21 protein-coding genes are annotated in these 26270 nt (G+C 60.7%); 11 read left to right on the forward strand and 10 right to left on the reverse strand.

Annotation, left to right across the window (positions count from 1 at the left end; genetic code table 11):
- The first annotated feature begins 66 nt into the window (after positions 1-66).
- The 7 genes from PH547_RS13910 to PH547_RS13940 all read left to right on the forward strand — a co-directional run bounded on the left by PH547_RS13910 (position 67) and on the right by PH547_RS13940 (position 8025).
- On the forward strand, positions 67-1587 hold the full coding sequence (locus PH547_RS13910; protein WP_285168570.1) for an ABC transporter substrate-binding protein: 1521 nt from the start codon (positions 67-69) through the stop codon (positions 1585-1587).
- A 30-nt stretch (positions 1588-1617) separates the two neighbouring features.
- Positions 1618-2577: an ABC transporter permease gene (locus PH547_RS13915; RefSeq protein WP_283053943.1), complete on the forward strand. Its 960-nt coding sequence runs from the start codon at positions 1618-1620 to the stop codon at positions 2575-2577.
- Positions 2577-3416 carry an ABC transporter permease gene (locus PH547_RS13920; RefSeq protein WP_285168572.1) on the forward strand — a complete coding sequence of 280 codons (840 nt, stop codon included), beginning with the start codon at positions 2577-2579 and terminating at the stop codon, positions 3414-3416. Before PH547_RS13915 ends, PH547_RS13920 begins: the two co-directional genes overlap by 1 nt.
- Positions 3413-5155 (forward strand): ABC transporter ATP-binding protein, encoded by a 1743-nt coding sequence (locus PH547_RS13925; RefSeq protein WP_285168574.1) that lies wholly within the window; start codon positions 3413-3415, stop codon positions 5153-5155. The genes PH547_RS13920 and PH547_RS13925 overlap by 4 nt, the downstream gene beginning before the upstream one ends.
- A 19-nt stretch (positions 5156-5174) precedes the next feature.
- Positions 5175-6194 carry a serine hydrolase domain-containing protein gene (locus tag PH547_RS13930; protein WP_285168576.1) on the forward strand — a complete coding sequence of 340 codons (1020 nt, stop codon included), beginning with the start codon at positions 5175-5177 and terminating at the stop codon, positions 6192-6194.
- Between the two features lie 10 nt (positions 6195-6204).
- Positions 6205-7320 (forward strand): anhydro-N-acetylmuramic acid kinase, encoded by a 1116-nt coding sequence (locus PH547_RS13935; RefSeq protein WP_285168578.1) that lies wholly within the window; start codon positions 6205-6207, stop codon positions 7318-7320.
- A gap of 99 nt (positions 7321-7419) precedes the next feature.
- A complete protein-coding gene (locus tag PH547_RS13940; protein WP_285168580.1) occupies positions 7420-8025 on the forward strand; it encodes a flavin reductase family protein in 606 nt (201 codons plus the stop codon).
- Between the two features lie 5 nt (positions 8026-8030).
- On the opposite strand, the gene PH547_RS13945 is transcribed toward PH547_RS13940, so the two are convergent.
- Positions 8031-9332: an MFS transporter gene (locus PH547_RS13945; RefSeq protein WP_285168729.1), complete on the reverse strand. Its 1302-nt coding sequence runs from the start codon at positions 9330-9332 to the stop codon at positions 8031-8033.
- A 190-nt stretch (positions 9333-9522) separates the two neighbouring features.
- Here PH547_RS13945 and PH547_RS13950 point away from each other — a divergent pair, with 190 nt between their 5' ends.
- The 3 genes from PH547_RS13950 to PH547_RS13960 all read left to right on the forward strand — a co-directional run bounded on the left by PH547_RS13950 (position 9523) and on the right by PH547_RS13960 (position 13889).
- On the forward strand, positions 9523-10416 hold the full coding sequence (locus tag PH547_RS13950) for a LysR family transcriptional regulator (protein WP_285168582.1): 894 nt from the start codon (positions 9523-9525) through the stop codon (positions 10414-10416).
- A gap of 121 nt (positions 10417-10537) precedes the next feature.
- Positions 10538-11488, forward strand: coding sequence for a lytic transglycosylase domain-containing protein (locus PH547_RS13955; protein ID WP_285168584.1), 951 nt, complete (start codon positions 10538-10540; stop codon positions 11486-11488).
- Between the two features lie 130 nt (positions 11489-11618).
- Positions 11619-13889 (forward strand): FdhF/YdeP family oxidoreductase, encoded by a 2271-nt coding sequence (locus PH547_RS13960; RefSeq protein WP_285168585.1) that lies wholly within the window; start codon positions 11619-11621, stop codon positions 13887-13889.
- Between the two features lie 50 nt (positions 13890-13939).
- Here the strand turns inward: PH547_RS13960 and PH547_RS13965 are convergent, their stop codons facing one another.
- From PH547_RS13965 to PH547_RS14005, 9 genes are all read right to left on the reverse strand, one after another.
- Entirely contained in the window at positions 13940-15556 is a 1617-nt protein-coding gene (locus tag PH547_RS13965; RefSeq protein WP_285168587.1) for a GMC family oxidoreductase, read from the reverse strand.
- A gap of 130 nt (positions 15557-15686) precedes the next feature.
- Positions 15687-16619 (reverse strand): dihydrodipicolinate synthase family protein, encoded by a 933-nt coding sequence (locus tag PH547_RS13970; RefSeq protein WP_285168589.1) that lies wholly within the window; start codon positions 16617-16619, stop codon positions 15687-15689.
- 114 nt (positions 16620-16733) lie between these two features.
- Entirely contained in the window at positions 16734-17807 is a 1074-nt protein-coding gene (locus PH547_RS13975) for an ABC transporter ATP-binding protein (RefSeq protein WP_285168591.1), read from the reverse strand.
- A 1-nt stretch (position 17808) separates the two neighbouring features.
- Entirely contained in the window at positions 17809-19740 is a 1932-nt protein-coding gene (locus PH547_RS13980) for a glycoside hydrolase family 127 protein (RefSeq protein WP_285168592.1), read from the reverse strand.
- A gap of 25 nt (positions 19741-19765) precedes the next feature.
- Positions 19766-20629 carry a carbohydrate ABC transporter permease gene (locus tag PH547_RS13985; protein ID WP_260305236.1) on the reverse strand — a complete coding sequence of 288 codons (864 nt, stop codon included), beginning with the start codon at positions 20627-20629 and terminating at the stop codon, positions 19766-19768.
- Between the two features lie 26 nt (positions 20630-20655).
- Positions 20656-21573: a carbohydrate ABC transporter permease gene (locus PH547_RS13990; protein ID WP_285168593.1), complete on the reverse strand. Its 918-nt coding sequence runs from the start codon at positions 21571-21573 to the stop codon at positions 20656-20658.
- A gap of 68 nt (positions 21574-21641) precedes the next feature.
- Complete coding sequence (locus PH547_RS13995) at positions 21642-22880, reverse strand: ABC transporter substrate-binding protein (protein WP_260305131.1); 1239 nt, start codon at positions 22878-22880, stop codon at positions 21642-21644.
- A gap of 44 nt (positions 22881-22924) precedes the next feature.
- Positions 22925-23989, reverse strand: coding sequence for a LacI family DNA-binding transcriptional regulator (locus tag PH547_RS14000; RefSeq protein ID WP_285168595.1), 1065 nt, complete (start codon positions 23987-23989; stop codon positions 22925-22927).
- A gap of 97 nt (positions 23990-24086) precedes the next feature.
- A complete protein-coding gene (locus PH547_RS14005; protein ID WP_285168597.1) occupies positions 24087-24917 on the reverse strand; it encodes an AraC family transcriptional regulator in 831 nt (276 codons plus the stop codon).
- A 118-nt stretch (positions 24918-25035) separates the two neighbouring features.
- Between PH547_RS14005 and PH547_RS14010 the strand changes: the two genes are divergently transcribed.
- Positions 25036-26232, forward strand: a complete 1197-nt coding sequence (locus tag PH547_RS14010; protein WP_104826809.1) for an MFS transporter — start codon at positions 25036-25038, stop codon at positions 26230-26232.
- Positions 26233-26270 lie beyond the last annotated feature (38 nt).

A 26270-nucleotide genomic window follows, 5' to 3' on the forward strand; every position in this document is an offset into this window, starting at 1 on the left:
CAATAGCTTTTACGAAGTAGCCAAAATCGGCTGGGGAAGCGTCAAGACGCTCGGAGGGAGAAAACAATGAAAAGGCATTTTGCGAGGAAGCTGATTTCGTGCGTCGCAGTGGCGGCAGCTCTCGGCGTGGCGGCGGTTTCGACCGAAGCGCAGGCGGCAACGCTGCGGATGGCATGGGCGCAGGATGCGACCGGCCTCGACCCGCACAAGCAGACCGCCTTTTCCTCGATCCGCCTGCTGGAGCTGATCTATGAGCCGCTCGTCCGGCTCGACAGCAATCTTCAGATCATTCCTGCCATTGCCGAGAGCTGGCAGTTTTCGTCCGACGGCAAGGAGCTGACCTTCAAGCTCAATCCGAATGCGAAGTTCCAGAATGGCGCTGCCGTCACGTCGGCTGACGTGAAAGCGTCGTTCCAGCGCATTCTCGACCAGGCGACGGGTGCCGCCGCACGCGCCAATTTCCTGTCGATCGCCAGCATCGATACGCCGGATGCGACGACCGTCATCTTCCACCTGTCGCAGCCCGATGTTCCTATCCTGACGTCGATGACCAGTCTCAACGCGTCCGTCGTTCCGGCAAGCGAAATCACCGCCGGCTCCATCGGCACGAAGGCGATCGGTTCCGGTCCCTTCAAGCTCGACAATTGGGTTCCGAATTCCAAGGAGGTCCTGAGCGCCAACAAGGCCTGGGCCGGCGGCACAGTCGGTGTCGATGGCATCGACATCAGCGTCCTTCCGGATGAAACGGCGATCTTGGCATCGCTTCGCACCGGTCAGATCGATTTCGCGCTTCTGAACGATCCGCTGGTAGCGACGCTGGTTCCGAAGGAGCCGAAGCTGCAACTGACCCGCACGCCGGTGCTTTCCTATAACGTCCTGCAGCTCAACCCCTCGCACAAGCCGATGGATCAGTTGGGCGTGCGCCAGGCAATCTCCTGCGCGATCGACCGGCAGGATGTGCTGGATACGGCAGCGCTCGGCGAAGGCAAGGTGACGGGCCCGTTGACCATGCCACTTTATGCGACCGATCCGAGCCAGCTCTTCTGCTACAAGCGCGATGTCGAAAAGGCGAAGAAGCTGATGGCCGACGCGGGCTTTGCCAACGGCTTCTCCGCAACCGTGATCGCCGCCACCGGCGAGCCGCCGACCGCCACCGCCGAAGCCCAGGTCATCCAGTCGCAGCTCGCCGAAATCGGCATCAAGCTCGATATCAAGGTCATGGAACTCAACGTCTATGTCGATGCCTGGCTGAAGGGCAATTTCGATATGGCTGTTGCGCTGAATGGCGGCAGCGCCGATCCGTATTCGATGTACAACCGTTACTGGACCAAGACCGGCAACCTGCAGAAGGTCGCGAACTATATCGACGATACCTTGGACAGCCTGATGCAGAAAGGTCGTGTCGAAACCGATCCCACCAAGCGAAAGGTCATTTTCGGCGACTTCGAAAAGCACATTGCCGAAGTCTCGCCGTGGATCTGGCTCTACACCGCCTATGGCTACACGGCCGAGCAGAAGAACGTGCAGGGCTTCGTGCCGACACCGACGGGCTCTCTCTTCGGCCTCAGCAAGGTATCCATCCAGTAAGGATAGGTATCTGGTTCTAGAGGAAGTCCCATGGGTTACCTGACGCGCCGGCTGATGACATTCCCGCTGATCATGTTGGGAGTGTCCGTCCTCGTGTTCGTCGCCATCCGGCTGGTGCCGGGCGATGCGATCACGGCTATGCTCGGAACCAATGCCGGCCTGCTGACACCCGAGCAGAGGCAGGCGCTGGCGGCCTATTTCGGCATCGACCAATCATGGTTCGTGCAGTACTGGCATTGGCTGTTCGGTGTGCTGCAGGGCAATCTCGGCATTTCCGTCACCTACGGCAAACCGGTGCTGGACATCATCCTCGAGCGATTTCCGCTGACACTTGAGCTTGCGCTGCTCTCCATGGTGATCGCGCTGCTGATTGGCCTGCCGGCAGGCGTCTTCGCCGCGACAAGAAATGAAAGACTGTCCGATCTCGCGGTACGCGTCGTTGCCATGGTCGGGCAGTCCACCCCGAATTTCGTTCTCGGCCTTCTCATCATCTACGCTCTTTCGGCAGGCTTCGGTGTCCTGCCGGCTATGGGCGCCTTCACGCCGTTCTTGCAGGATCCGCTTGGCAATCTCGGCCAGATGATCCTGCCGGCATTGACACTCGGTTTTGCCTTCGCCGCTTCGGTGACGCGTGTCGTGCGCTCGGCCATGCTCGATGTTCTGAGTGACGACTATGTCCGCACTGCGCGCAGCCGCGGCGTGCCAGCCCGGGGCGTCATCTGGCGTCATGCGCTGCCCAACGCGCTCATTCCGGTGGTGACGCTGAGCGGCGTGGAATTTGGCTATCTCCTTGGCGGCGCCGTGCTGGTCGAGCAGATCTACGCGCTGCCCGGTCTCGGGCGGCTGGTGCTCGATGCGATCCAGCAACGCGATTACGCACTCGTTCAAGGCTGCGTCCTGTTCATTGCCTTCAACTTCATGATCGTCAATCTGCTCGTCGACCTCGCCTATGTCGCGCTCGATCCGCGCGTTCGTTTGGGAGAAGGCTGATGCGCACCGTCAAAGCCATTTTCGGGCACACGAGCGGCTGCATTGGCGGCGCCATTGTCGTCGTTTATCTCATCCTTGCCACTCTCGGCATGCTGGGACTGACCCCCTATGATCCGGTGACGCGGAGCCCGCTCAACCGATTGCACGCTCCAAGTGGCGCCTTTTGGATGGGGACGGACTTGCTAGGGCGCGATGTTGCTAGTCGGCTAATGAACGGCATCGGCGAGTCCTTCATCGTCGCCTTTCTCTCCGTTGCGCTTGCAAGCCTGATCGGCACCGTGCTCGGCCTGACCGCCGCCTGGTTCGGCAAGCGCTGGGACGGGGTGATCATGCGCACGATGGATGTATTGCTGGCATTCCCCGCCATCCTTCTCGCGCTATTGATCATCGCCATAGTCGGCCCCGGCACCTGGACCAGCGTCGCGGCGATCGCCATCGTCTATACGCCGATCTTTACCCGTGTCGTGCGCGGGCCGGCCCTCTCGCTGAAATCGCGCGATTTCGTCGATGCCGCCCGCACCTTTGGCAGCAGCAAGCCCTATATCCTGACACGGCATCTGCTCCTGAACCTCGTCGCACCATTGACGGTCCAGATCACCCTGGCGCTGGCATGGTCCCTCTTGACCGAAGCCGGCTTAAGTTTCCTCGGCCTCGGTACTCAGCCGCCGGCCTCTTCCCTCGGCTTGATGCTCAGCGACAGCCGCAACCTGATGGAAACCGCACCCTGGCTGCTGATCTTCCCCGGCCTTACCATCATGATCAGCATCCTCGGCTTCAATCTGCTCGGCGATGCCTTGCGCGATGTTCTCGATCCGAAAATGCGGAGGGCCAGCCTGTGAGCCCTCTGCTTTCTGTGTCAAACCTGCAAGTAGGCTTTGGCCGCAATCCGGAGGCCAACAAGATCGTCCGTGGCATCCGCTTCGATCTCGAAGCCGGTGAGACGCTGGCGATCGTCGGAGAGAGTGGCTCGGGCAAATCGGTGACCGCACTCTCGATCAATCGCCTCGTCGATTTCGGCGGCGGTCGCATCATCGGCGGCTCGATCAAGCTGAGGCGCGCCGACAACAGCATTCTCGATCTGACGATGGCGACGGAAGCGGAGCTCACCAAAATCCGCGGCGCCGAGATCGGCATGATCTTCCAGGAGCCGATGACCTCGCTCAATCCGGTGCTGACGATCGGGACGCAGATCGAAGAGTCTTTCCGCCTGCATCGCGGGCTGACCGGTCGTCAGGCAACCGCTGCAGCAAAGGATGCGCTGGATCGCGTCCGCATCCCCGATGCTGCGCGGCGGCTGAAATATTGCCCGAACCAGCTCTCCGGCGGCATGCTGCAACGTGTGATGATCGCGACCGCGCTTGCCTGCAATCCGCGCCTGCTGATCGCCGATGAGCCGACAACGGCACTCGACGTGACAGTGCAGGCGCAGATCATGGCGCTTCTGGCCGAGCTGAAGCGCGAGACCGGCATGTCGATGATCTTCATCACCCATGATATCGGTCTCGTTGCTGGTATCGCCGACAAGGTCATGGTGATGCAGGCTGGCGAGGCGGTCGAGCAGGGCGAGTTGAATCAAATCCTCGACAAACCCAGCCATCCCTATACCCAGCATCTCCTTCATTCCGTGCCGCATTTTTCGGCCGGCCGCGCGACCCGTTCGGATTTTAGCCGCGATGAGACAGTAGAGACTGCGCCGGCGCTCAAGGTTGATGGGCTGACCGTTCGCTTCCCGGTATCGGGCGGCTTCTTCTACCGTCCGACCGGTGCGGTGCATGCGGTCGAAGGCGTTGGTTTCGATCTTCTGCCCGGCGAAACGCTGGCGATCGTCGGCGAAAGCGGCTCGGGTAAATCCACTACGGCGCGGGCAATTCTCGGATTGGTGAAGTCGACGCGGGGCACATTTACCGCAAATTCCGGAAAGACGGCGGACCGGACGAGCGCTGTGCAAATGGTGTTCCAAAACCCCTATGCCTCGCTCAACCCGAGGCTTCGCGTCGATAGCATCCTGGCGGAACCCGTCATCGCCGCCGGCGGACGGGCGTCGGGGGAAACACGCAACAGGATGGCCATGTTGCTGAAGCGCGTCGGACTGCCCGAAAACAGTCTCGAACGCTATCCGCATGAATTTTCAGGCGGGCAGCGCCAGAGACTGTGCATTGCACGCGCGCTGATGCTGAACCCTTCGGTTCTGGTGCTGGACGAAGCCGTCTCGGCGTTGGATGTTTCCGTTCAGGCTCAAGTCCTGGATCTTCTGATCGAATTGCAACGCGAGTACCGCCTTGCCTATCTTTTTATCTCGCATGACATGGCAGTGGTCGAGCGGATTGCGCACCGGATCGCGGTGATCTATGCCGGCCAGATCGTCGAGATCGGCGATGCCGTGTCTGTACTCTCGCAGCCGAAGCATTCTTATACCAAGCGATTGATCTCGGCCGTTCCGGCCGTTGACCGTCGGCAAGAGAATTTTGCGCTGGATACGCGTCAGGTCCCCTCTCTGATGCGCCCGCTCGGGTTCGAGCCGGCGGCACCCGAATGGCGACAATTCGCTCCGGATCATATAGCCCAGGCGGAAGCCTGAGAGGAAAACGCGGGGAAGCATGACGGCGACAGGGAATACGGAATTCGCGCAGCGCTTCGATCGGGCATTCCAGCCCGTTGAAGCCGCCGTTGCGACCGGGCGCATTCCCGGCGGCGTGCTCGGCATTATCGATCGCGACGGCAATCGGATGGTCCGCGCTGTTGGCTCGGCGCAGAAGGTTCCGATCACGCGGCCAATGCTTGCCGATACTTGGTTCGATCTGGCTTCGTTGACCAAAGTGATCTTCACCACACCGCGCATCCTGGCCTTGGCGGAAGCCGGCACGATCGATCTCGACGCGCCGCTGATTTCGTTGCTGCCGGATCTGCGCCAATATGATGCGGCTGCCTGGGAGCGGAAGGTGACCTTTCGCCAGTGCCTCGGCCATCAGACGCCCTTTCCGGCCGTCGAGCCGCTTTATACCTACGGCCGCGATCCCGAGCTGCTGCGCACCTTCATTCTCCAGCGCGAGTGGCGGGCCGGGCCGCCCGTTTATTCCGATATCAATTTCATCTTGCTCGGCTTCGCCCTGGAGCGCCTGACGGGTCAGACGATCCGCGACATGGATGCCGGCCCGGGCTTTGCGTTTTCCGCTACACCCGATCAGGCTGCCGCGACGGAGGATTGCACCTGGCGCCACCGCGTCCTTTCGGGCGAAGTCCACGATGACAATTGCTCCGCTTTGCAGGGCGCTGGGCATGCCGGCCTGTTCGGAACGGTCGACTCGATCCTCAATTTTGCTGTGGGCTTGCTTACAGGCTCCGGCGCCTCCGAGCGCTCCATCGCGTTGATGCGCTCGCCGTTATCGGCGACCCGCACGCATGGATGGGAGCGGCCTTATGACGGCTGGTCGGGTGGCAGCTTGTGCTCGCCGGGCACAATCGGCCATACCGGCTTTACCGGCACCGGCCTCTGGATCGATTTCGACAAGGGAAGAGCCTGGACGCTGCTCACCAACCGTATTCACCCGACACGCCATTTCGACAGCGGGATCGTGGCGCTTCGCCAGACCGTCGGCGATCTCGTCAACAAAGCTTAGGAGCTTGATCATGGAACCAATCTGGGCCGTGGGTCTGATGACCGGAACCGTTCTCGACGGCAATATCGATGTCGCCCTGCTCAAGACGGATGGCGAGCGGATCGAAGAGTTCGGTCCCTATGTGCTGGCGCCCTATCCGGAGTGGATCAGGACATTGCTGGAGGAGACATTGGCGCAGGCCCGGGTCTGGAATTTCAACGGGCCGGAGCCGGAAATCTTCAGGCAAGCCGAGGAGGCCTTGACGCGTGCGCAATCGGACGCGGTCAAGGACCTTGTTGAAAGCCACGGGCTGACGATGGCCGATATCGGTGTGGTTGGTTTCCACGGCCAGACCGTCCTGCATCGCGCGCCGCAAAAGGAGCGTCGCGGCGATACACGCCAGCTCGGCGACGGCGAATTGATGCGCTCCATCCTTGGCACCAAGGTTGCCTATGACTTCCGTTCCGCCGATGTACGCGCTGGCGGGCAGGGTGCGCCTCTGGCGGCCGTCTATCATACCGCCCTGTTGCGGCGTGCAGGCGCCGGAGACGATACCGCCATCCTCAATCTCGGCGGTGTCGCCAACATCACTTGGTCGGACGGGGAGGGCAATTTCGTCGCCTTCGACACCGGGCCGGCTAACGCGCCGCTCAATGATTTTGTCAAATCCCATGGCCTTGGCGAGATGGACAGGGACGGCGCACTCGGCCGAGCGGGTACGGTGGATGAGGCAAGGCTCGCGAAGCTGTTGCAACACCCTTATCTCAGCGCCCCCTATCCGAAATCGCTGGATCGCTTCGACTTCGGAGCCTGCATGGCTGACGGACTTGGCCCCGAGGACGGCGCGGCAACGCTTTCGGCCTTCACCGCATCCGCTGTCGGCAAGGCGCTGGACCTGCTGCCCCGCCGCCCGAAGAAGCTGGTGGTCAGCGGCGGCGGCCGCCGCAATCCGACGATCATGTCGATGCTCAGGACCCGCGCTGGCGTCGAGCCCATCTCGGCGGAAACGCTCGGCTGGCGTGGGGATGCCGTCGAAGCCGAATGCTTTGCATTCTTGGCCGTGCGCGTCTTGCGAGGCCTGCCGATCAGCTTCCCGGGCACGACGGGCGTCCCGACGCCGATGTGCGGTGGCCGGCTTGCAGAATAGGTCGGCTTCGGCGGAGATCACACTTCGATCGTAATCGAACCATTGCCGAGCGAAAATCACTTATGGTGAAGCGGACGTATCCTGTTTCAGGAGGACGAAGTGAGAACCGTTGAACCAAAAATCTTGTATTTTGGAACACCTATCGCACTGATCAGCAGCCTGAACGAGGATGGTTCGACGAATTTGTCACCGATCTCGTCATTTTGGGCACTTGGCTGGACGATGGCACTTGGCCTGTTGAATGATGCCAAGCTCGCGGAGAATCTCGCGCGGCACCCGGAATGCGTCGTAAACCTTCCTTCTCCCTCAATGTGGCAGATGGTCGAAAAGCTTGCGCCGCTGACGGGCAAAGACCCAGTACCCGAACTGAAGTCCAGACAATTCAGGACGGAGAAAGACAAATTCACAGCAGCGGGATTTTCCAGGCGCGACAGTGAGCTGGTTCGCCCGGTCCGGGCTGTAGAATGCCCGGTTCAAATGGAAGCCCGTGTCTTGTCACGTCATGAAATGGGCGGAACAAGACTGGCTGAACTTGGAGGCGGCCTTGTTGCGGTTGTTGAGATCTTGCGCGTGCATGCCTGCGAAGAGTTCTTGAAAGGAGATAGCGATCATATCGATCCGCATAAATGGTCTCCGCTGGTTTACAATTTTCGTCACTATTACGATTTGTCCGACACTGAGCTTGGGAAAACATTCCGGGCGTAAGATCTCTATCCGACTGTTTCATAGCGCGCGCGGCTGAAGCTGACGCAGCTAGAGACCGCCGCGCAGATGCCGGCCAAGACAAGTGCGAAGCTGGGTGCGCTTGTCTGCGGCATGGTTTCGAAAATGATCGACATGCAAATGGCGCCAAAAGTTTGCCCGAGCAGACGTGCCGTGCCCTGCATGGCTCCCGCAGCACCGCTACGCGCCTTCGGTGCGGTGAGAAGGAGAATGCGGTTGTTCGGAGTCTGGAAAAGACCGAACCCGACACCGGCAATCACGGTACCAACCAGAAATGCAATTCCCCGCGGATCGGAAGGGCTTAGTCCCGCGACGAAAAGGCCTGTGGCAAGGAGCGCGCCGCCAGTGGCGCAGAGCCACGCCGTCTTGATGCGACCGGCCAGCCGCCCGGAAATCGGAGCAATGATGATGGTCGCGGCGGGCCAAGGCATCATGTAGAGCCCCGCCAGCGCCGGTGGCATGTGCAAAGTGTGCTGCAGGTAGAACGGCAGCGCGACGTAGCTCAGCATTTGGCCGGTGAAACACGCGATTGAGGCGATGACGGCAACCCGAAAGGCAGGATCGGCCAATAGATCCGTCGGAACAATCGGCGCAGTGTTCTTGCGCTCAAGGCGTAGCAGCGCGACGAGAGAGAGAATTGAGCCGCCAATCAACACGGCGCCGCTGATCGGTGCGCTGGCTATCCGATCTGCGCCGCAAAAGAACAAAACGAACATCAGCGTGTTGGCCAGCAGTGCCGCAACATTCAATTGTCGCTTCATGACTGGTAAATGGCCTAGAAGCCTGCCACACAGGAGGACGGTTGCGCCAAGCGGTATGTTGACGGCAAACAGCCAAGGCCAACTGGCCACAGAGAGGATTGCCCCGGCGACACCTGGCCCTGCGGCCGACGAAATGGCAATGACCATCGCGTTGATGCCGATGATCGTTCCCAATAGTTGTTGCGGCACCGCAAAGCGCAGGTTCATCATCGCCAGGGCCATGATCGCGCCGGCACCCAATCCCTGGGCAAATCGCGCCGCGACCAGAACCGGCAGATTTTCGGCGAAGGCACAGGCTGCCGAAGCTAGCGTGAACAGAGCGACACCCATCAGGAAGACTCGTCGCGGCCCGTAAATTTCGCCCAGCGCGCCGCAGGGCAGGAGGGCGACAAGCACAGCGAGCTGGTAGCTGGATACGACCCAGACGGTGTCGCTGGCATCGGCACCAAGCGAGGCCGCGATGGATGGCAGCGCGACATTGGCAATGGCTCCGTCCAACACGACAAGGACGAGCGTCATAAGAAGCACGGCAATGGCCATGTATCGTCGCGGATAGGGCAGGCCGTCATGGGTAGGACTGACGAGTGATGCTACGGACATAGGGGCTCACTTTGTTCGTTTGTTTGCGCCATGGATATCCGCGGCGGGCGACTTGCGCCAGACGCAACACAGGAAACTGAGCGTTGCGTCGAACGCCTCACCTCGTTAAAACCAGCCTATGCCCGATGTCGACTTGAACCTGCTGGTAGCCCTGGACGCTTTGCTTCGTGAGCGGAGCGTATCGGCTGCCGCGCGAAAGCTTGGATTAAGTACGTCCGCCATGAGCCGGACGTTGTCGAGGCTTCGGATAGCGTTGAGCGATCCCATTCTGGTTCCGGCCGGCCGTGCGATGGTCGCGACGCCCCATGCCGAGGCGATAGCAGACCAGGTGCGTTCACTGACCGCTGCTGTCCAGGCCGTGCTTAGCCCGCAGCCAGCGGTCGAAATTCGCGAGCTGCAACGCGATTTCACGATCCGTGCCAACGAGGCATTCGTGCTCTTACATGCCGCGCGCCTCAGTATCGCCGTCACGAATGCCGCGCCCGGTGTGCGGCTGCGTTTCGCGCCCAAGCCTAACAAGGAAATTCAGCCCCTGCGGGATGCAACGATTGACCTGGACATCGGGGTCATCTCGGGTGATGGCGCGGAGTTGCGCGGGCAAACACTGTTTGAGGACTCCTTTGTCGGCGTGGCGCGGGCTGGACATCCTCTTTTAAGGGCAGAGCATATAACCCCCGAGCGATACGCGGCGTGCGAACATGTCATCTCCTCCAGGCGAGGGCATTTCACGGGTCCCGTTGACGAAGCTCTCGCCGAACTCGGCCTTTCGCGAAAGGTCAACCTCGTCGTGCCGAGCTATCCGGCAGTTATCGCCGTCGCGGCAGCATCCGATCTTATCGGATTGGTGCCGCGTTCGTATTGCCGGCCGGGCGCTGCGAGCCAGATCGAGATGTTTGAGCTGCCAGTGGCCACCCCCGGCTTCGTCATCGCGCAGACGTGGCATCCGCGCATGGACGCAGACCCTGTCCATCGATGGCTGCGGGCATTGATCTTCGATGCTTTCAGGCCATAGCCGACCGTCGAACGGAGGCTATCCGGAAACCCCCCGCAGCTTCCTAGTTTTCGTCGTCGCGCATCGATGCTATCAAGAAGGCAATCTAGCGATTTGACGATTTCAAACGGGTTTCGCAGGGATGGCAGGCAACCAGCATCGGTCCGGCTTTGTCGTAAGGGTCACAGGTTTTGTTATTGCGTCCGGCTTCGTCGTCTCGGCCGCTTGCCCCGCGAAGGCCCAGCCTGAATGGAGCGTTGCGTCACCGGCCTGCATTTCCGGACCTTTGGTGACGGATACCGGCAAGACACTTTGCATCCACAAGGAGAGCTACAATCGCGACCTCTGCGACGCGATCGACTATTTTGCCCACGCCAATCATCTGCCATCGGATTATCTCGCCAGGCTCATCTGGCGCGAGAGCACATTTCGCCCCGATGCGGTCAGCCCGAAGGGCGCGCGAGGCATTGCGCAGTTCATGCCGGGGACAGCACGGTTGCGCGGCGTTCAGGACAGCTACGACCTGCTGGAGGCACTGGGCAAGGCGGCGGCCTATCTGGACGAATTGCGCAACCGTTTCGGCAATCTCGGCTTGGCCGCCGCCGCCTATAATGCCGGCGAAAACGGCCTCGCAAATTTCCTCAATTCCGGCAATCTTCCCTATGAGACACGCAGCTATGTGATTGCCATCACGGCACACACGGTCGAGCAATGGAAGGATGACCCGCCCGATACCGTCGCGCCGGAACTCGACAAAGGCAAGCCTTTCGCGCAGGCCTGCATGGCGCTTGCCGGCAGCCGCCGGCTGAAGCAGGTCGCTTTGGAGCAGGAGCGGCCCTGGGCGCCCTGGGGCGCCCAGCTTGCGGAGCACCTCCAACTCGATACCGTCCGGCGGCTTTTCTCCGAAGACGTCAGCAAGCTTCCATCGCCATTGAATGAAGAAAAGCCGCTTATCGTGCGCCAGCGCAATGCCGATTTCGGCTTCCGCATCCGATACGCTGCCCGTATCGGCCGGCAGACGCGTGATGAGGCAGATGCCGTTTGCGCTCAGGTCCGCCAAAAGGGCGGCGCTTGTTTCGTCTTTAAGAATTGAGGGTTTCGCCGCGTCGCAATGCAGCAAAATGCACAATGGGTTCATCGCTCGCTGCTTCTCAATGTGCAAATACTCGTCAATCGGCTAGTCTCGTTCGCGGGTCTCGGGCGGGCAACCAGAGGAGCGTGCTATGGCGAAGAAGCGCGAAGTTCCGGGAATTCGTACCTACAGCAATCCCGCGGGCGGCTGGGGTGCCTTGAGGGCGACCGCCAAGGCCGTGCGCGAGCAGATGGATGTCACGGAAGCGCCGCTGCTTCTTCTGCGCACCAACAAGCCTGATGGTTTCGATTGCCCCGGCTGCGCCTGGCCCGACAAGGAACACACATCGACGTTTCAGTTCTGCGAAAACGGCGCAAAGGCCGTCACCTGGGAAGCCACGAACAAGCGCGTGACGCCCGAGTTCTTCGCCAAGCACACCGTGACCGAGCTGCTCAAACGGAGCGATTACGAGTTGGAGAACGAAGGCCGGCTCACGCACCCGATGGTCTATGACAGGATAACCGATACCTATCGGCCGATCGAATGGGACGCGGCGTTTGCCCGCATCGGCGAGATCATGCGCAGCTTGCCCGATCCAAATATGGCGGAGTTTTACACGTCCGGCCGTGCCTCCAACGAGGCCGCGTTTCTGTTCCAGATTTTTGCACGCGAATACGGCACCAACAATTTCCCCGATTGCTCCAACATGTGCCACGAGGCGACCAGCGTAGGCCTGCCGCAATCGATCGGCATCGGCAAGGGCACGGTATCGCTGGAGGACTTCGACCGTTGCGAGCTGATCATCTCCATGGGCCACAATCCCGGCACCAACCATCCGCGCATGATGGGCACGCTGCATGAATGCTCGCGGCGCGGCGTGCCGATCATCGTCTTCAATCCGCTGAAGGAACGGGCGCTCGAGCGCTTTGCCGATCCGCAGAACCCGATCGAGATGAGCACTTTCGGTTCGACGCGGATTGCCTCTTCCTACTATCAGGTGAAGATCGGCGGCGATGCGGCGGCGCTGAAAGGCATCATGAAGGCAATACTGGAGTTGGCCGAGGCGTCGGAAGACGTTGTCGACCGTGCCTTCATCGCCGAACACACCAACGGTTTCGATGCCTTCGCCGCTGATCTCAAGCAGACGGCATGGGCCGATATCGAAAGGGCTTCCGGCCTTGTGCGGGCAGAGCTGGAACGGGTCGCAGCCGCTTATGCTAAATCGAATGCCACGATCGTCACCTACGGCATGGGCATCACCCAGCACGCCAAGGGTACTGCGAATGTGCAGCAGATTGCCAATCTGTTGCTGCTGCGCGGCAATTTCGGCAAGCCCGGCGCAGGCATCTGCCCGTTGCGCGGCCATTCCAACGTGCAGGGCAATCGCACCGTCGGGATCAGCGAGAGGCCCAATCCTGCGATGTTCGCCGGCATCGAGCGCGCGTTTGGCTTCAAATCGCCCGAACACCATGGTCACGATGCGGTCGCGGCAATGCAGGCGATGGCGGAGGGGCGGTCGAAGGTGCTGCTCTGCCTTGGCGGCAATTTTTCGATCGCGCTGCCGGACCCGGAACTCTGCGCCTCGGGCATGCGCAAGCTCGATCTCGCCGTTCACATGAATACCAAGCTCAACCGCTCGCAACTGCTGATCGGCAGGGAGTCCATCATTCTGCCGGTGCTTGGGCGCACCGAGCAGGATATCCAGTCCTCCGGGCCGCAATCGGTGACGATCGAAGACTCGATGTCGATGGTGCATGCCTCGCGCGGCAAGCTGAAGCCGGCCTCGGACCATCTGCGTTCCGAACCGGCGATCGTTGCCGGTATGGCGCAGGCAACATTGCCCAATAGCAAGGTCGCCTGGATGGACCTTGTTGCCGACTATGATCGCATTCGTGACAAGATCGAAATCGTCTTTCCCGATTTCGCGCGCTACAATGAGCGCATCCGTGTACCGGGCGGTTTCCGCCTGCCTCTTGGTCCAACCGAGCGCGTTTGGAAGACGCCTTCCGCCAAGGCGGAATTCCTGCTGTTCCAGGGGCTCAACGAGGATGTCGCAGTGGCAGACGCCGGCCTGCTCAAACTCGCGACGATACGCAGCCACGACCAATACAACACGACGATCTATGGTCTAGACGATCGCTATCGCGGCGTTTTCGGCCGCCGTGACGTATTGTTCATGAATGACAGCGATCTGGCGGCGAAGGGGCTGGAGCATGGCGATCTCGTCGAGATCGAAACAGCGCTGCCTTCGGGCGACAAGCGGCTGCTGAAACTGACAGCGATCTCCTACGACATCGCGCCGGGTTCGGTCGCCGCCTATTATCCGGAGGCAAACTGCCTGATCCCGATCGACTATCAGGACAAGGAAAGCGGCACGCCGTCTTATAAGTCGGTTCCGGTGCGCATCAACAAAGCGGTGTAACCTATTGTTTCTGAAGCGGTCTGAACTTGAAGCATCCGAACTGGCGAACTTCAGTAACTCTTTCCGATCATCTCCGCTGCCTTGGAGCCGATCGCCATTGCCGGCGCATTGGTATTTCCCGACGGGATGAAGGGAATGATCGAGCAATCGATAACCCGCAGGCCTTCAATGCCGCGCACGCGCAGCTTTCCGTCGACCACCGACATCGGATCATTGTCCGGTCCCATGCGCAGGCTGCCGGAAGGGTGGTAATTCGTCTTGACGGTCTGGCCGGCGAATTTGGTCAGGGCCTCTTCGTCCTGCAGTGCTCGGCCGGGCAGGATTTCGTCCGCGATCTTCGATTTGAACGGTTCCGTCTCCAGCAGTTGCCGGGCGACCTTCAGCGAGGCGAGCGTCAGGCGCAGGTCGTCCGGATCACCGAAGAAGTTGCAGTCGACCAATGGCTGATCCGCGGGGTTGCTCGAGCGTAGTTTGACACTGCCGCGTGCCTTCGGGCGCAGGAGGCAGGAGGTGAAGGTGACGCCATAGGTGGGCTTGGCGGAGGAGACGTCACGGTCGAGATAGACGATCGGGGCGCAATAGAGCTGGATCGATGGCCGCTCGCTGCCATCCGGATCGTAGAAGAGACAGGATTCTATGCCCGTCGTGGTGACTGGACCCGAGTTGAAGAGCAGGTATTGCAGCCCGTTGCGAAGCATCGGCCAACCCTTGTCCTCGCCGAAATAGCCGGATTTGGCTTTGGTCGTGGCGATGACCGGGACTTCGTGATGATCCTGCAGATTGGCGCCGACGCCGGGAAGATCGAGCGTAACGGCGATATCATGCTCGCGCAGATGATCGGCCGGGCCGATACCGGACAGCATCATCAGTTTGGCGCTGTTGTAGGTGCCCGCCGCGACAAGGATTTCCCGCGCTGCATGGATCGTCTGGCTTTCTCCATTGCGCGTGTAGGTCACACCGGTCGCGCGGCCGTTTTCGATGACGATGCGGTCGACGCGGGCATCCGTGATGATCTCCAGCCTCTTGTCACCTGCTAGCGGATCGAGGAAGGCCTTCTTGGCATCGGAGCGCTCCATCTTGCCGTTCCATTGGCCGTAGGTGTGCTGCATGATGCCGACGCCGTTTTGCCGGACGCCGTTGAAGTCGGGATTGTAGGGATGACCGAGCCCTTGCGCGGCCAGCAGAAAATCCTCCGTCGTGTCCGAGATGTGTCCGGGCTCGGAGACGCGCAGATTGCCGGATATGCCGTGATATCTGTTGTTGAAGCGCGTATTGGCTTCGATCCCTTTGAAGTGCGGCAGCATGTTGGCATAGGACCATTCTATCCCATGGCCGAGATGGGCGGCCCAGCCGTCGTAATCCTCTTTCTGCCCGCGCATGTAGACCATGGCATTGACGGCGCTGCCGCCGCCGAGTGCCTTGGCGACCGGAACGATCGGCCCGCGGCCGCCAAGCTGCGGCTGCGGAACCGTGTGATGCATTTCAAGGAAATCGTCGCGGGCAAGATATTTCATATAGCCCGCGGGAAAGGCCATCAGCTTCGCGGTCCTGCGCGGCCCGCGTTCGATGACGAGCACGGAAAAGCCGAAATCACGCACCAGCCGCATGGCGGCGACGCAAGCTGCCGAACCGCCGCCGGCAATGATGAAATCATAGGTCTTCGCCACCAAAGCTCCCCCCTTGGTCAATATTCACTGTCTTAAATTGATCGGATCGTGCCCTCGTCGACCCTGATCCGTGCGCCTATTCTCTTGCTTGACCCCAGCACCAGTGCCTCCTTGCTCGCCAGCCCGAGCGTCATGCGCCGATCTCCTGAAGACGGCGTGCCTGCCGGGCAAGCAGGCGTTCGACGTCCTTCACGTCGAGCGGCGAAAGCTTGGCGCCGGGCTTGCGCAGGGTGGCGGATTTGATGACACCGCGTTTGGCGAGGACATATTTGCGGGCGGCGAGGCCAATGCCCTGTTGCTGCTCGTAGCGTGCCAGCGGCAGATAGGCATCGAAGATCTCATGCGCCCGATCGATATTGCCGGCTCCATAGGCCTCTACGACGCCGACCATCATTTCCGGATAGCAGAAGCCGGTCATGGCGCCATCGGCGCCGCGGCCCATTTCCTCAGGCAGAAAGAGGCCGCCATTGCCGCAGAGGATAGAGATACGCCGCGTTTCACCACTGTCGCTGGAGGCGCGCAGCGCGGTAATCTTCGACAGGCCTGGCCAATCCTCATGCTTGAGCATGACGCAGTTCGGCACGCCCTTGATGATCCGGTCGATGACCTTGGGCGCGATGGTGACATTGGTCGTCAGCGGATAATCCTGCAGCACGAAGGGTGTATCGCCTAATGCTTCGCCGACCGATTGATAGAAGGCAAAGGCCTGGTCGTCTGTCTTGATCGTCCAGGGCGGCGCGACCATCACGCCCGCCGCGCCCTGGTCCATCACCGCTTCGGCCAGTTCCTGCATCGGCGCAAGCCCCGGCGCGGAGACGCCGACGACAACGGGCAGGCGGCCATCGAGGCGCTTCAGCACGCGTTCGACGACGGCGCGCGATTCCTCCGCCGTCAGTTTCGGCGCCTCGCCGAGCTGACCGAGCACAGTCAGCCCGGTCACCCCGACGCTTTCGTAGAAATCCACCATGCTGTCGATGCTGGCGAAATCGAGCGCGCCTTCGTCGGTGAAGGGTGTAACGGCGATCACATAGACGCCCCTGGCGTCTTCGGTCAGTCTGGCCATCCTGCCGCCTCCAAATTCATTCGCCGAAACAGATGCTCCCGCGCTACCGGCAAACATCGTCATAATTTTAGTTGTTCGTCAAATGATTAGGCAGCGTCGCTTTGAGATGATCCTTCAACGGAGCCGGTTCCCCTGTCCGTCGAAATAGCGGCGTCTTTCCGGCGGGCAGCGCAGGTAAAGCGTATCGCCGCGCTGAACATTGGGGCCTTCGCGATATTCGGCGATCAGGTTTTGACCGTCCTCCGTCTGGCAATAGAGATAGCGCGTGCCGCCGAGATATTCGTCGAAATCGACGGTCACGCGGATCGCATCATTATTGTCGGATACGACGACCAGATGTTCCGGGCGCATGCCCAGCATCAGCTTGTCGCCGGCCGCAAGGTTCGCCTGTCCTATGTCCGCCCTGATGGAGCCGCCTGGAACTTTGGCGGAACCATCATGGGTCCATTCGGCTTCGATCATGTTCATGCGCGGGGAACCGATGAAGCCGGCGACGAAAATATTGGCTGGATCTTCATAGACCTCGCGCGGGCTGCCGACCTGCTCGATCTTGCCGTCCCTGAGCACGACGATCTGGTCGGCGAGTGTCATCGCTTCGGTCTGGTCGTGCGTCACATAGATCATCGTGTTGCCGAGCTCGCGGTGCAGCCGGGCGATTTCGATGCGCATGGAGACGCGCAGTTCCGCGTCGAGGTTGGATAGCGGCTCGTCGAACAGGAAGACATCCGGCTTCCGCACGATCGCCCGGCCGATGGCGACGCGCTGCCGCTGGCCACCGGAAAGCTGGCCGGGACGACGGTCCAGCAAATGGTCGATCTTGAGGATCGCCGAAGCGGCCCTGACGCGCGCTTCGATCTCTTCAGCATCGGTTCGGGCCATTTTCAGCCCGAAACCGAGATTTTCACGCACGCTCATATGCGGATAGAGCGCATAGGATTGAAAGACCATGGCGATGCCGCGCTCGGACGGGTCGAGATCGGTGACATCCCGGCCCTTGATGGCGATCTCGCCGTCGGTCACTTCCTCCAGTCCGGCGATCATCCTAAGCAAGGTCGACTTACCGCAGCCGGACGGGCCGACGAAGACGACGAATGCACCTTCCTGCACTTCGAGATCGATACCGTGAATGACCTCCAGCCCGCCGTAACTCTTGCGGACGCCGGTCAATCTCATGCTGTTCTTGCCCATGTCAGGCTCCGTGTTGTGTCTGGCCGGCGCGGACCCAGACCAGCATCTCACCCGGCTCGCGATTATCCCACAAATGATAGGGAACGAAACGGGCGGTGGCGGAGCGGCTCTTCGGCGGCGCCGTTCGATAGAGGTCCGTTCCCCAATCCGACTCATCGCGCTTCACCGGAATATCGAGCGCGACTGCGCCCTCCAGTGCGGCAATTTCCGCCGTCTGCGCCAACGCGGGATCGCCGGTAAGCGAGATGCCGTTGAGATCGCGGCCATTATCGGTCGTCTCGACGCAATAGACCAGCGGCCCACGCATTAGCGCTGCACGGCCGGCGTCCTGGCGCACCCTGGGATTGGCGAACAGGGTACGCGGGATCAACGGAATGTTGAGGTCGACCTTGTCGCCAGCCTGCCACTCCCGCTCGATGCGAGCATAGCCGTCGACGGTAATTGTGGAAAGATCGATGGGCGCGCCGTTGATGGCGAGCGTAGCACCATCAGCCCATCCGGGGATGCGGAGCGATAGCGCGAAGAGGGCGCTGCGGTCCGGATTGACGCCAAAACGGATCGCGCCGTTCCAAGGATAATTCGTCTCCTGAGACAGTTCGACCGTGACGCCGCTTGCAAGCGGAACGCGGGCCTTGCTCTCGCCATAGAGATGGACGGCGATTTCGTTATCGGCCGCCGCATACATGTAGGAACCGACGGAAGCGAGCAGGCGGGCAATGTTCGGCGGGCAGCAGGGGCAGTTATGCCAGGTCCAGCGATGATGCTTGCCGGCGCTTTCCAGCGGATTTTCGTAGAAAAATGTCTTTCCGTCGAGCGACAGCCCGGCCATGGCGCCATTATAGAGCGCCTGTTCCATGATGTCGGCATAACGCCGGTTCGGCCCGCGCCCCAGCATGCGGTTCGCCCAGAAGACCAGACCGACCGAGGCGCAGGTTTCGGCATAGGCGCTTTCGTTCGGCAGGTCGTAATAGTCGGTAAAGCCTTCGTTGGAGGCGGCCGGCCCGATGCCGCCGGTGACGTACATCTGCTTGGTGGTCAGATCGTCCCACAGCGTCTCCAGCGCCGAGGTCAGGCTGTCATCATTATATTCCGTGGCGATATCCGCCATGCCTGAATAGAGATACATGGCGCGCACCGCATGGCCGACGACCTTTGTCTGCTTGCGCACTGGCTGATGAGCCTGGTTGTATTCATAGGTCTTCTGCACGAATTTTGCCGGATCGCGGCCGTCGCGCAGCGCCTCCTCGGTGAAGAAATGCGGTTCCTGGCCACGCTCGTCGATGAAATACTTGGCAAGGTCGAGATATTTCTTCTCGCCGGTGACGCGGCCAAGCTTCACTAGCGCCAGCTCGACCTCCTCATGGCCGCAATAGCCGCGCAATTGCCCCTCGCCATGGCCGAAAACTGTGATCATGTAATCGGCAAAACGGCTCATGACGTCGAGCAGCTTGCGTTTTCCCGTCGCCTGATAATAGGCAACGGCGGCTTCGATCAAATGTCCGGCGCAGTAGAGCTCGTGATGGTCGCGCAGGTTGGTCCAGCGACGGCCCGGCTGCACGCGCTGGAACCAGGCGTTCAGGTAACCGTCCTCCTGCTGCAGCTTTTCATACATATCGATGATCGCATCGGCGCGGGCTTCGAGCTCTGGATTGGGGCGGCGATAGAGCGAATAGGCGATGGTCTCGATCGATTTGCCGAGATCGCTATCCCAGAACATCTGTGTCGAGCCCGACCAGGTCTGCAGCGGCAGGATAATGCCAGGGCTCGGCTTGTCGACGTCGATTGCCCTGACCATGCCGGCCTCGACGCAGCGGTCGAGAAGGGTGGCGGCCGTGGAGTTGCAGATCGCGTCCTGCCGGGCACCGAAAAGGCCGTGAAGTTCGACATTCGGAACGGGCAGGGGGCGGAATTGGCGATTTTGCTTGTCTGACATGGCTTTCATCCGTTTCGTTTGAGGTTCATTTCACCGCGCCGGCCATCAGACCGCGCATGTAATAGCGTTGCAGAAGCAGGAAGACGATGACGCAGGGTATGGTCATGACGGCAATGCCGGCCTGAACCGCGCCCCAGTTGACGGCGCCGAGCCGCCCGGTCCGGACCGCGATCATCAGCACCGGCAGCGTGAATTTCTCATTGCTGGAAAGCAGTACCAGCGCTGCCAGGAACTCATTCCAGGCATTGAGGAAGGCAAAGATCGCAACGGTCGCTACACCCGGCAGCACCAGCGGGAAGAGGACGCGAAAAAGGAGTTTCAGATCGCGTGCGCCGTCGATGCGAGCGGCTTCCTCGATCTCCTTGGGCACCGCGTCGAAGGCGTTGCGCATCATGAAGACCGAGAAGGGTAGCTGGAGGGTGACATAGACGAGCGTCAGCCCGAGCAGCGAATTGTTGAGGCCGAGCCTTGCCAGGATGATGAAGAGCGGCGTCAGGATCGACTGGAACGGGATCATCAGCGTAGCGATGATCAGAATGAAGAAGGCGCCCTTGAACGGAAACTGATAGCGCGAAAAGCCGTAGCCGGCGAGCAGGCTGACCATGACCGTCAGGATGACCGTCGCCACCGAAACGAAGAGCGAGTTCAGCGTATGCTGCACGACACCGGCACCGAAACCGTCGAGGGCACGGTAGGCATCAAAGCTGAACCCCGATGTCGGCCACGGCGGCAGGGGCGGAAGGCTCGCCTCCGTACCGTGCCGGAACGATGAAAGGAGCGCGATTGCGAAGGGCGCGAAGAAGAAGATGACGATGATGACGCCGACGCCGTGGTAGCTGACGGCACTCCACATTTTCCGCCGGGCACGACGCTCTTTTGCGGTTCTCACCTTTGTGGTGCTCATATTCGCGATGCTCATGGGCGATCCTCCCCGACGCGCAGCAGCCAGAGCTGGACGATGCTGATCAAGACGAGAATGACGAGGAGGGCGATCGACAGCGCCGCGCCATAGCCGAGATTGAAGGACACGAAGGACTGGTTGAAGATATAGTAGACGACTGAGATCATCTGGTTCTGCGGTCCGCCGCTGGTCATGATGTAGAACTGGTCGAAGGCAAGCACGGAGCCGGTGATCGAGATGATCAAAGCAAGCGCAATCGTCCGGCGCATCAGCGGCAGGGTCAGGAATCGGAAGCGCTGCCAGCGCCTGGCGCCGTCGATGCGGGCGGCCTCCGTCAGCTCGGAGGGGATCGCCTGCAGGCCGGTGAGCAGGATGATCATGGTGAAGCCGGCGATCTTCCAGACCACCATCACGATGATCGTGGCAAAGGCGGTGTCGAAGTCGGCAAGCAGGTTCGGCCTGCGGTCGATCAGTCCGAGTGCCTGAGCCGCGGGTACGAAAAAGCCGCTATCGACATTCGCGAGCCAGACCCAAAGCAGCGAAGCCGTCGCCAGCCCGACGACGACGGGCAGGAAGATGATGGTGCGGTAAAAACCAACGAGCCGCCGCTGCTTTTCGACGTAGAACGCCAGTGGGAAGGCGACGGCGAAAATAGCGATGGTGACGATCACGGTATAATAGGCGGTGAAGCGCAATGCCGCCATGAAGCGGACGTCCGACACCATCCTTGTATAATTGCCGAAGCCGATCCAGCGCGGACTACCGAGCAGGGGCCAGTTGTGCAGGCTCATCCAGCCGGTAAAGATCACTGGCAGGACAAAAAAGACCAGGACCAGCGCCATGGCGGGCGCGATGTAGAGAAATCCGTGCCAACCGGCACGTCGACGCCGCTTGCGCTGCCGCAGTGCTGTAATAGCTCCGGGACCAGCCATGGGATGCTCCTGATGTTTTGGTGGGGAAAACCGGGAGGCCAAGCCTCCCGGTCCGTGATGGTTTATTACTACTGGGCGTTGTCGATGATCGACTGCATTTCCGATTGTGCATTGGAGAAGGCCGTATCGACGTTGTCTCCAAAGATTGCGGCATTGGTGAAGCCGGCCCAAGGGCCGTTGGCGCTGTTGATCAGGTCATTGAACTGCAGCGTATAGGGCGTCTTGGCGATGGAGATCGCTTTCAGGCCCACCTGCATGCGCGGATCGAGGCCTTGAAGCACCTGGTCGGCGATATCGCCGCGCGTCGGCAGGCTGCCATATTTCGCCATGATCTTCTGACCGTCCATCGAATAAGTGTATTCGAGGAACTTCTTCACCGCATCGAGCTTCTTCGTACCCTTGGTGATGACGAAGTTGTCGCCGCCGGCAAAGGAGGACGGCTTGCCATCGACACCGGGGATCAGCGTCACACCGAAATGAATATCGGGGTATTGCGTGATCAGTGTGCCGATCGAGAAGGCGCCGATGCTCTGCTGGCCGATCTTGCCGTTGCTGATGCTTAGGAAGTTGGCGCCGGTGTCACTCGCGGCACCCGCCGGCACCAGATCCTTCTTGACCATGTTGCGGTAGATATCGACAGCCTTGCGCATCTGCGGCGTGTCGAGCGTCGCCTTCTTGCCGTCTTCCGAGAGAATGTCGGCGCCTGCACCCCAGACGAGCGGCGTGAAGGTGAAGATCATGCAGCCGCCGCAGCCGCCACCGGAGAAATAGAAGCCGTAGGTATCGCCGCCGAGCGCACGGATCTTTTCGGCATTGCTCGTAATCTCATCCCAGGTCGTCGGCGCCTTGTCCGGATCGAGACCGGCTTTCTTGTAGAGGTCCTTGTTCCAGGCGAAAATGGAAGTCTCGACCGAGAGCGGCAGGCCGTAGATATGGTCCTGATAGGTGCCGAGCTTCACATGAGACGGAGAGAGCGAGTTGAAATAGGGCAGGCTCTTGGCCCAGTCGGTCAAGTCTTCCAACTGGCCGGCGGCGGCGAAGGCTGGCGTGTAGATCAGGTCCATCGACAGGGCGTCGGGTGCCTGCCCGCCGGCGATCGCGGTTGCGTATTTCTGCACCAGTTCGGAGAAGGGCACCTCGGTCATGGTGACCTTGTCGTCGTGGCTGGCATTATAAGCCTCGACGACCTTCTTGAAGGAATCGCCGATGCCGGAGCGCACCCACATCGTAATGTTTTCGGCGGCTGACGCGCCGGACATCAGGCATAAGGATATGAGGCCGGTCGCGGCCAGAAGTCGCTTCATCATGTTTCTCCTCCCATGGGGCATTTCCATCAGCCCCTCTTCCTCAACTAATGAACGGGGTGTCCCCCACACGACTGCCGCACGACCAATTCGCACGGCAATGTCCTGATCCCTGGTTCGATGGCGCGGCCCTCCGCCAGCGCCAGAACCGTAAGCCCGGCCTCCCGGCCGAGTGCCTTGAGATTCATGTCAACCGTCGTCAGCGGCGGCCGTGTTTGGGCGGCGACGATCTCCCAATTGTCGAAGCCAACCACGGAGACGTCCTCCGGCACGCGCACGTCGCGCTCGCGCAGGGCGTCGACTACAGCGCGGGCGATCTGGTCGTTGCCGCAGAAAATGCCGTCCGGTTTCGGTCCGGGCGTATCCCAGATTTGCGCAACGGCCTCGTGGCCCCAGGCCTCCGACCATGTGCCGTACATCACCGGCAACGCATCGCCGACGAGGCTTCGATAGGCCCTTGTGCGCTCGCGTACCGAAACGAAGCTCTCGGGGCCGGTGACATGAGCGATCCGGCGGCGGCCGAGACCCATCAGCCAATCGACGGCAAGAGCGGCGCCCTGGAAATCGTCGGCGCAGAAGGTAACACTATCGGGTGTCCCTTCCGTGAAGGCATAGACGACGGGCACGGGCAGGTTGGACAGATCCACCGGTAGCCGGCGGTCGATCCTCTTTCCTGAAGCGATGATGCCATCGACGCTCTTGTCCAACATGGCGTCCACATGAACCTTTCCGAGCGCAGGATCGTCTTCGATCGTGCAGAGAAATACCGAGACGCCGTGATCGACAAGCGCCTCGGTAATTCCGGCCATGACAGGGAGAGTGAAACGGCCGTAGGTATCGTTGGTCAAAAGACCGATGGTGAAACTCCGATTGCTAAGCAGACCCTTGGCCAAGGCGTTCGGCCGGAACCCGATCTCAGTCGCGACGCGCTTGACCCGTTCCCGCGTGTCGTCGGCCATCCGCCCGGTATTGTTCAAGGCTTTCGACGCCGTCGAAATGCTGACCCCTGCGGCAGCGGCAACATCGTGAATCGTTACCCGACCGTTTCTGATCCGCTGGTTTTCCAGATGTCCTCTCCCGAACTTATTTGCGGTGAGAAAAGCTTTTCCCATCCGAAGAGTCAAGATGAGAAAAGCTTTTCTCAAATTTTTTTGATCATGCCTGCCCATGAATGTCTTTGGCTGTAAAGGTGGGATATCTGCGCGACTTCTACGGCCGGTCGAAAGACCAGCGGTTCACCATGTAGGTGCGCGGCGAGGTTCCGAGCATGCGTCGGAACATGGTGGTGAAAGCGGCAACGCTTTCGTAGCCGGCCTCCAGCGCGACGTTGGTCACCGGCTGCCCCTCCGCAAGTTGCGGCAGGCACGCGAAGACGCTCGCCTGCTGACGCCAGGTGATGAAACTGATGCCGGTTTCCTTGCGAAATTGCCGGGTGAAGGTGCGGCGGCTCATTGCGAGCTTCTCGGCCCAGTCGTCCAATCTGGCATTCGGGGTCGGGTTTGCCAGATACTCACGGCAGAGCGCCGCCAGCCGTCGGTCGGATGGGAAGGGGAGGCCGAGCGGGCGTTCTTCCAGCGTCGAAATCTCCTCGATGAGGAGGGAAAGGACAAGTTCAGCCTTGCGATTTCCGACCGGCGCTTCCCGCAGCCGGATGGCTTCGAGCAGCAGACTGCGCGCGAGATCCGTCACTTCGACGACGCGGGGCGCCTCGTCCGGCGGGATCGGGTCACGCGGCATCACATAGACCGATTTCAGGCTGACATCGCTCAGCATCTCGACGGAGTGCTCCAGCCCAACGGGAATGAGCAAGGCATGGCCGGGCGGCACCATCCATCGGCCGCGGGTCGTCAGGATCAGCACGACACCGGCGAAAACACAGAGCAATTGTGTGCGGCGATGATGATGCCAGGGAACAGTGTAACCCTGCGGCGGCTCCGAGCTGTGGACGAGCACGCCGGCATTCGATCCCTCCATCCAGAGCATATTTTGCTCGTGATCTCGGTCGAGTGTCGCCAGCAGCTTTTGAGAGAGCTTTTCCATTTTGGCCCGATCGCGAAAGAACTGGACCAAAACACGAAAGAAGGTCACCTGCAAGCCGTGTAAAAGCTGATCAAACGGCATGGCTGAAAGAATCGGCCGGCGCAGGAAGGAATCCTCAATGGTTGCGGCATTTTCGGGCGCGCAGGCCCGATTTGAGAAGACGACAATTTCAATCGTCGTGGCGGTCAGTGTCTGCCATCTTTTGAACGACATCATGCAATCGCTGCTGACGTCGCTCTACCCGATGTTCCGGGAGAATTACGCCCTCGATTTCGTTCAGATCGGTCTGCTGACGATGACGTTTCAGATTACGGCGTCGCTGCTGCAGCCGGTCGTCGGCATTGTCACAGATAAATGGCCCATGCCTTATTCCCTGCCGGTCGGTATGGTCAGCACGTTTTCAGGGCTGGTGCTGCTCGGTTATGCCGGCAGCTTCCCCATGCTGATGGTCGCGGCGAGCCTCATCGGTTTCGGGTCCGCGGTGTTCCATCCGGAAGCCTCGCGCGTCGCGCGGCTGGCTTCCGGCGGGCGCCATGGCCTGGCGCAGTCGCTCTTCCAGCTCGGCGGCAATGCCGGTTCCGCCATCGGCCCGTTGATCGCCGCCTTCTTCGTGCTCCAGCACGGCCAATCGAGCGTCGCCTGGCTCGCGGTTCTGGCGGTCATCGGCTTCATCGTCCTGAGCTGGGTCGGCACCTGGTATGTCAGCCATCGCCGCGAGCATGCCGCGCGTCCGGCTCCCAGCCGCGCCTTGCCGATAGCACGCAACAAGGCCGTCTGGGCGCTTGCAATCCTCATCCTGCTGACGGCAACGAAGAATGTGTATATGGCGAGCATATCGAGCTATTTCACTTTCTACGTCATCGACAAATTCCATCTCGACGTTCGCGATGCACAATTGATGCTGTTCCTTTTTCTCGGTTCTGTTGCGGTCGGAACGATCATGGGCGGTCCGGTCGGAGACCGTCTCGGAGCGCGCTTCGTGATCTGGTTCTCGATCCTGGGCGTCATTCCCTTCGCGCTGATGATGCCCTATGCGAACCTGTTCTGGACCTGCGTCCTGACGGTTGTGATCGGGCTGGTGTTTGCTTCGGCCTTCCCGGCTATCGTGGTCTTCGCGCAGGAATTGATCCCCGGCCGCGTCGGGCTGATTGGCGGCATCTTCTTCGGCTTTGCCTTCGGGGCAGGGGGGCTTGGCGCGGCGTTTCTCGGCGATTTTGCCGATACGCACGGGATTTCCTTCGTCTACACGATCTGCTCGTATCTGCCGTTGCTCGGTCTGTTCACAATCTTTTTGCCGCGCATACCGAGACATTGAGCAATAGCGGCGGGGTCTATTGCCCCGCCGAACATCTC

Origin of the sequence: Rhizobium cerradonense (assembly GCF_030182455.1) — a bacterium.
GTDB lineage: Bacteria > Pseudomonadota > Alphaproteobacteria > Rhizobiales > Rhizobiaceae > Rhizobium.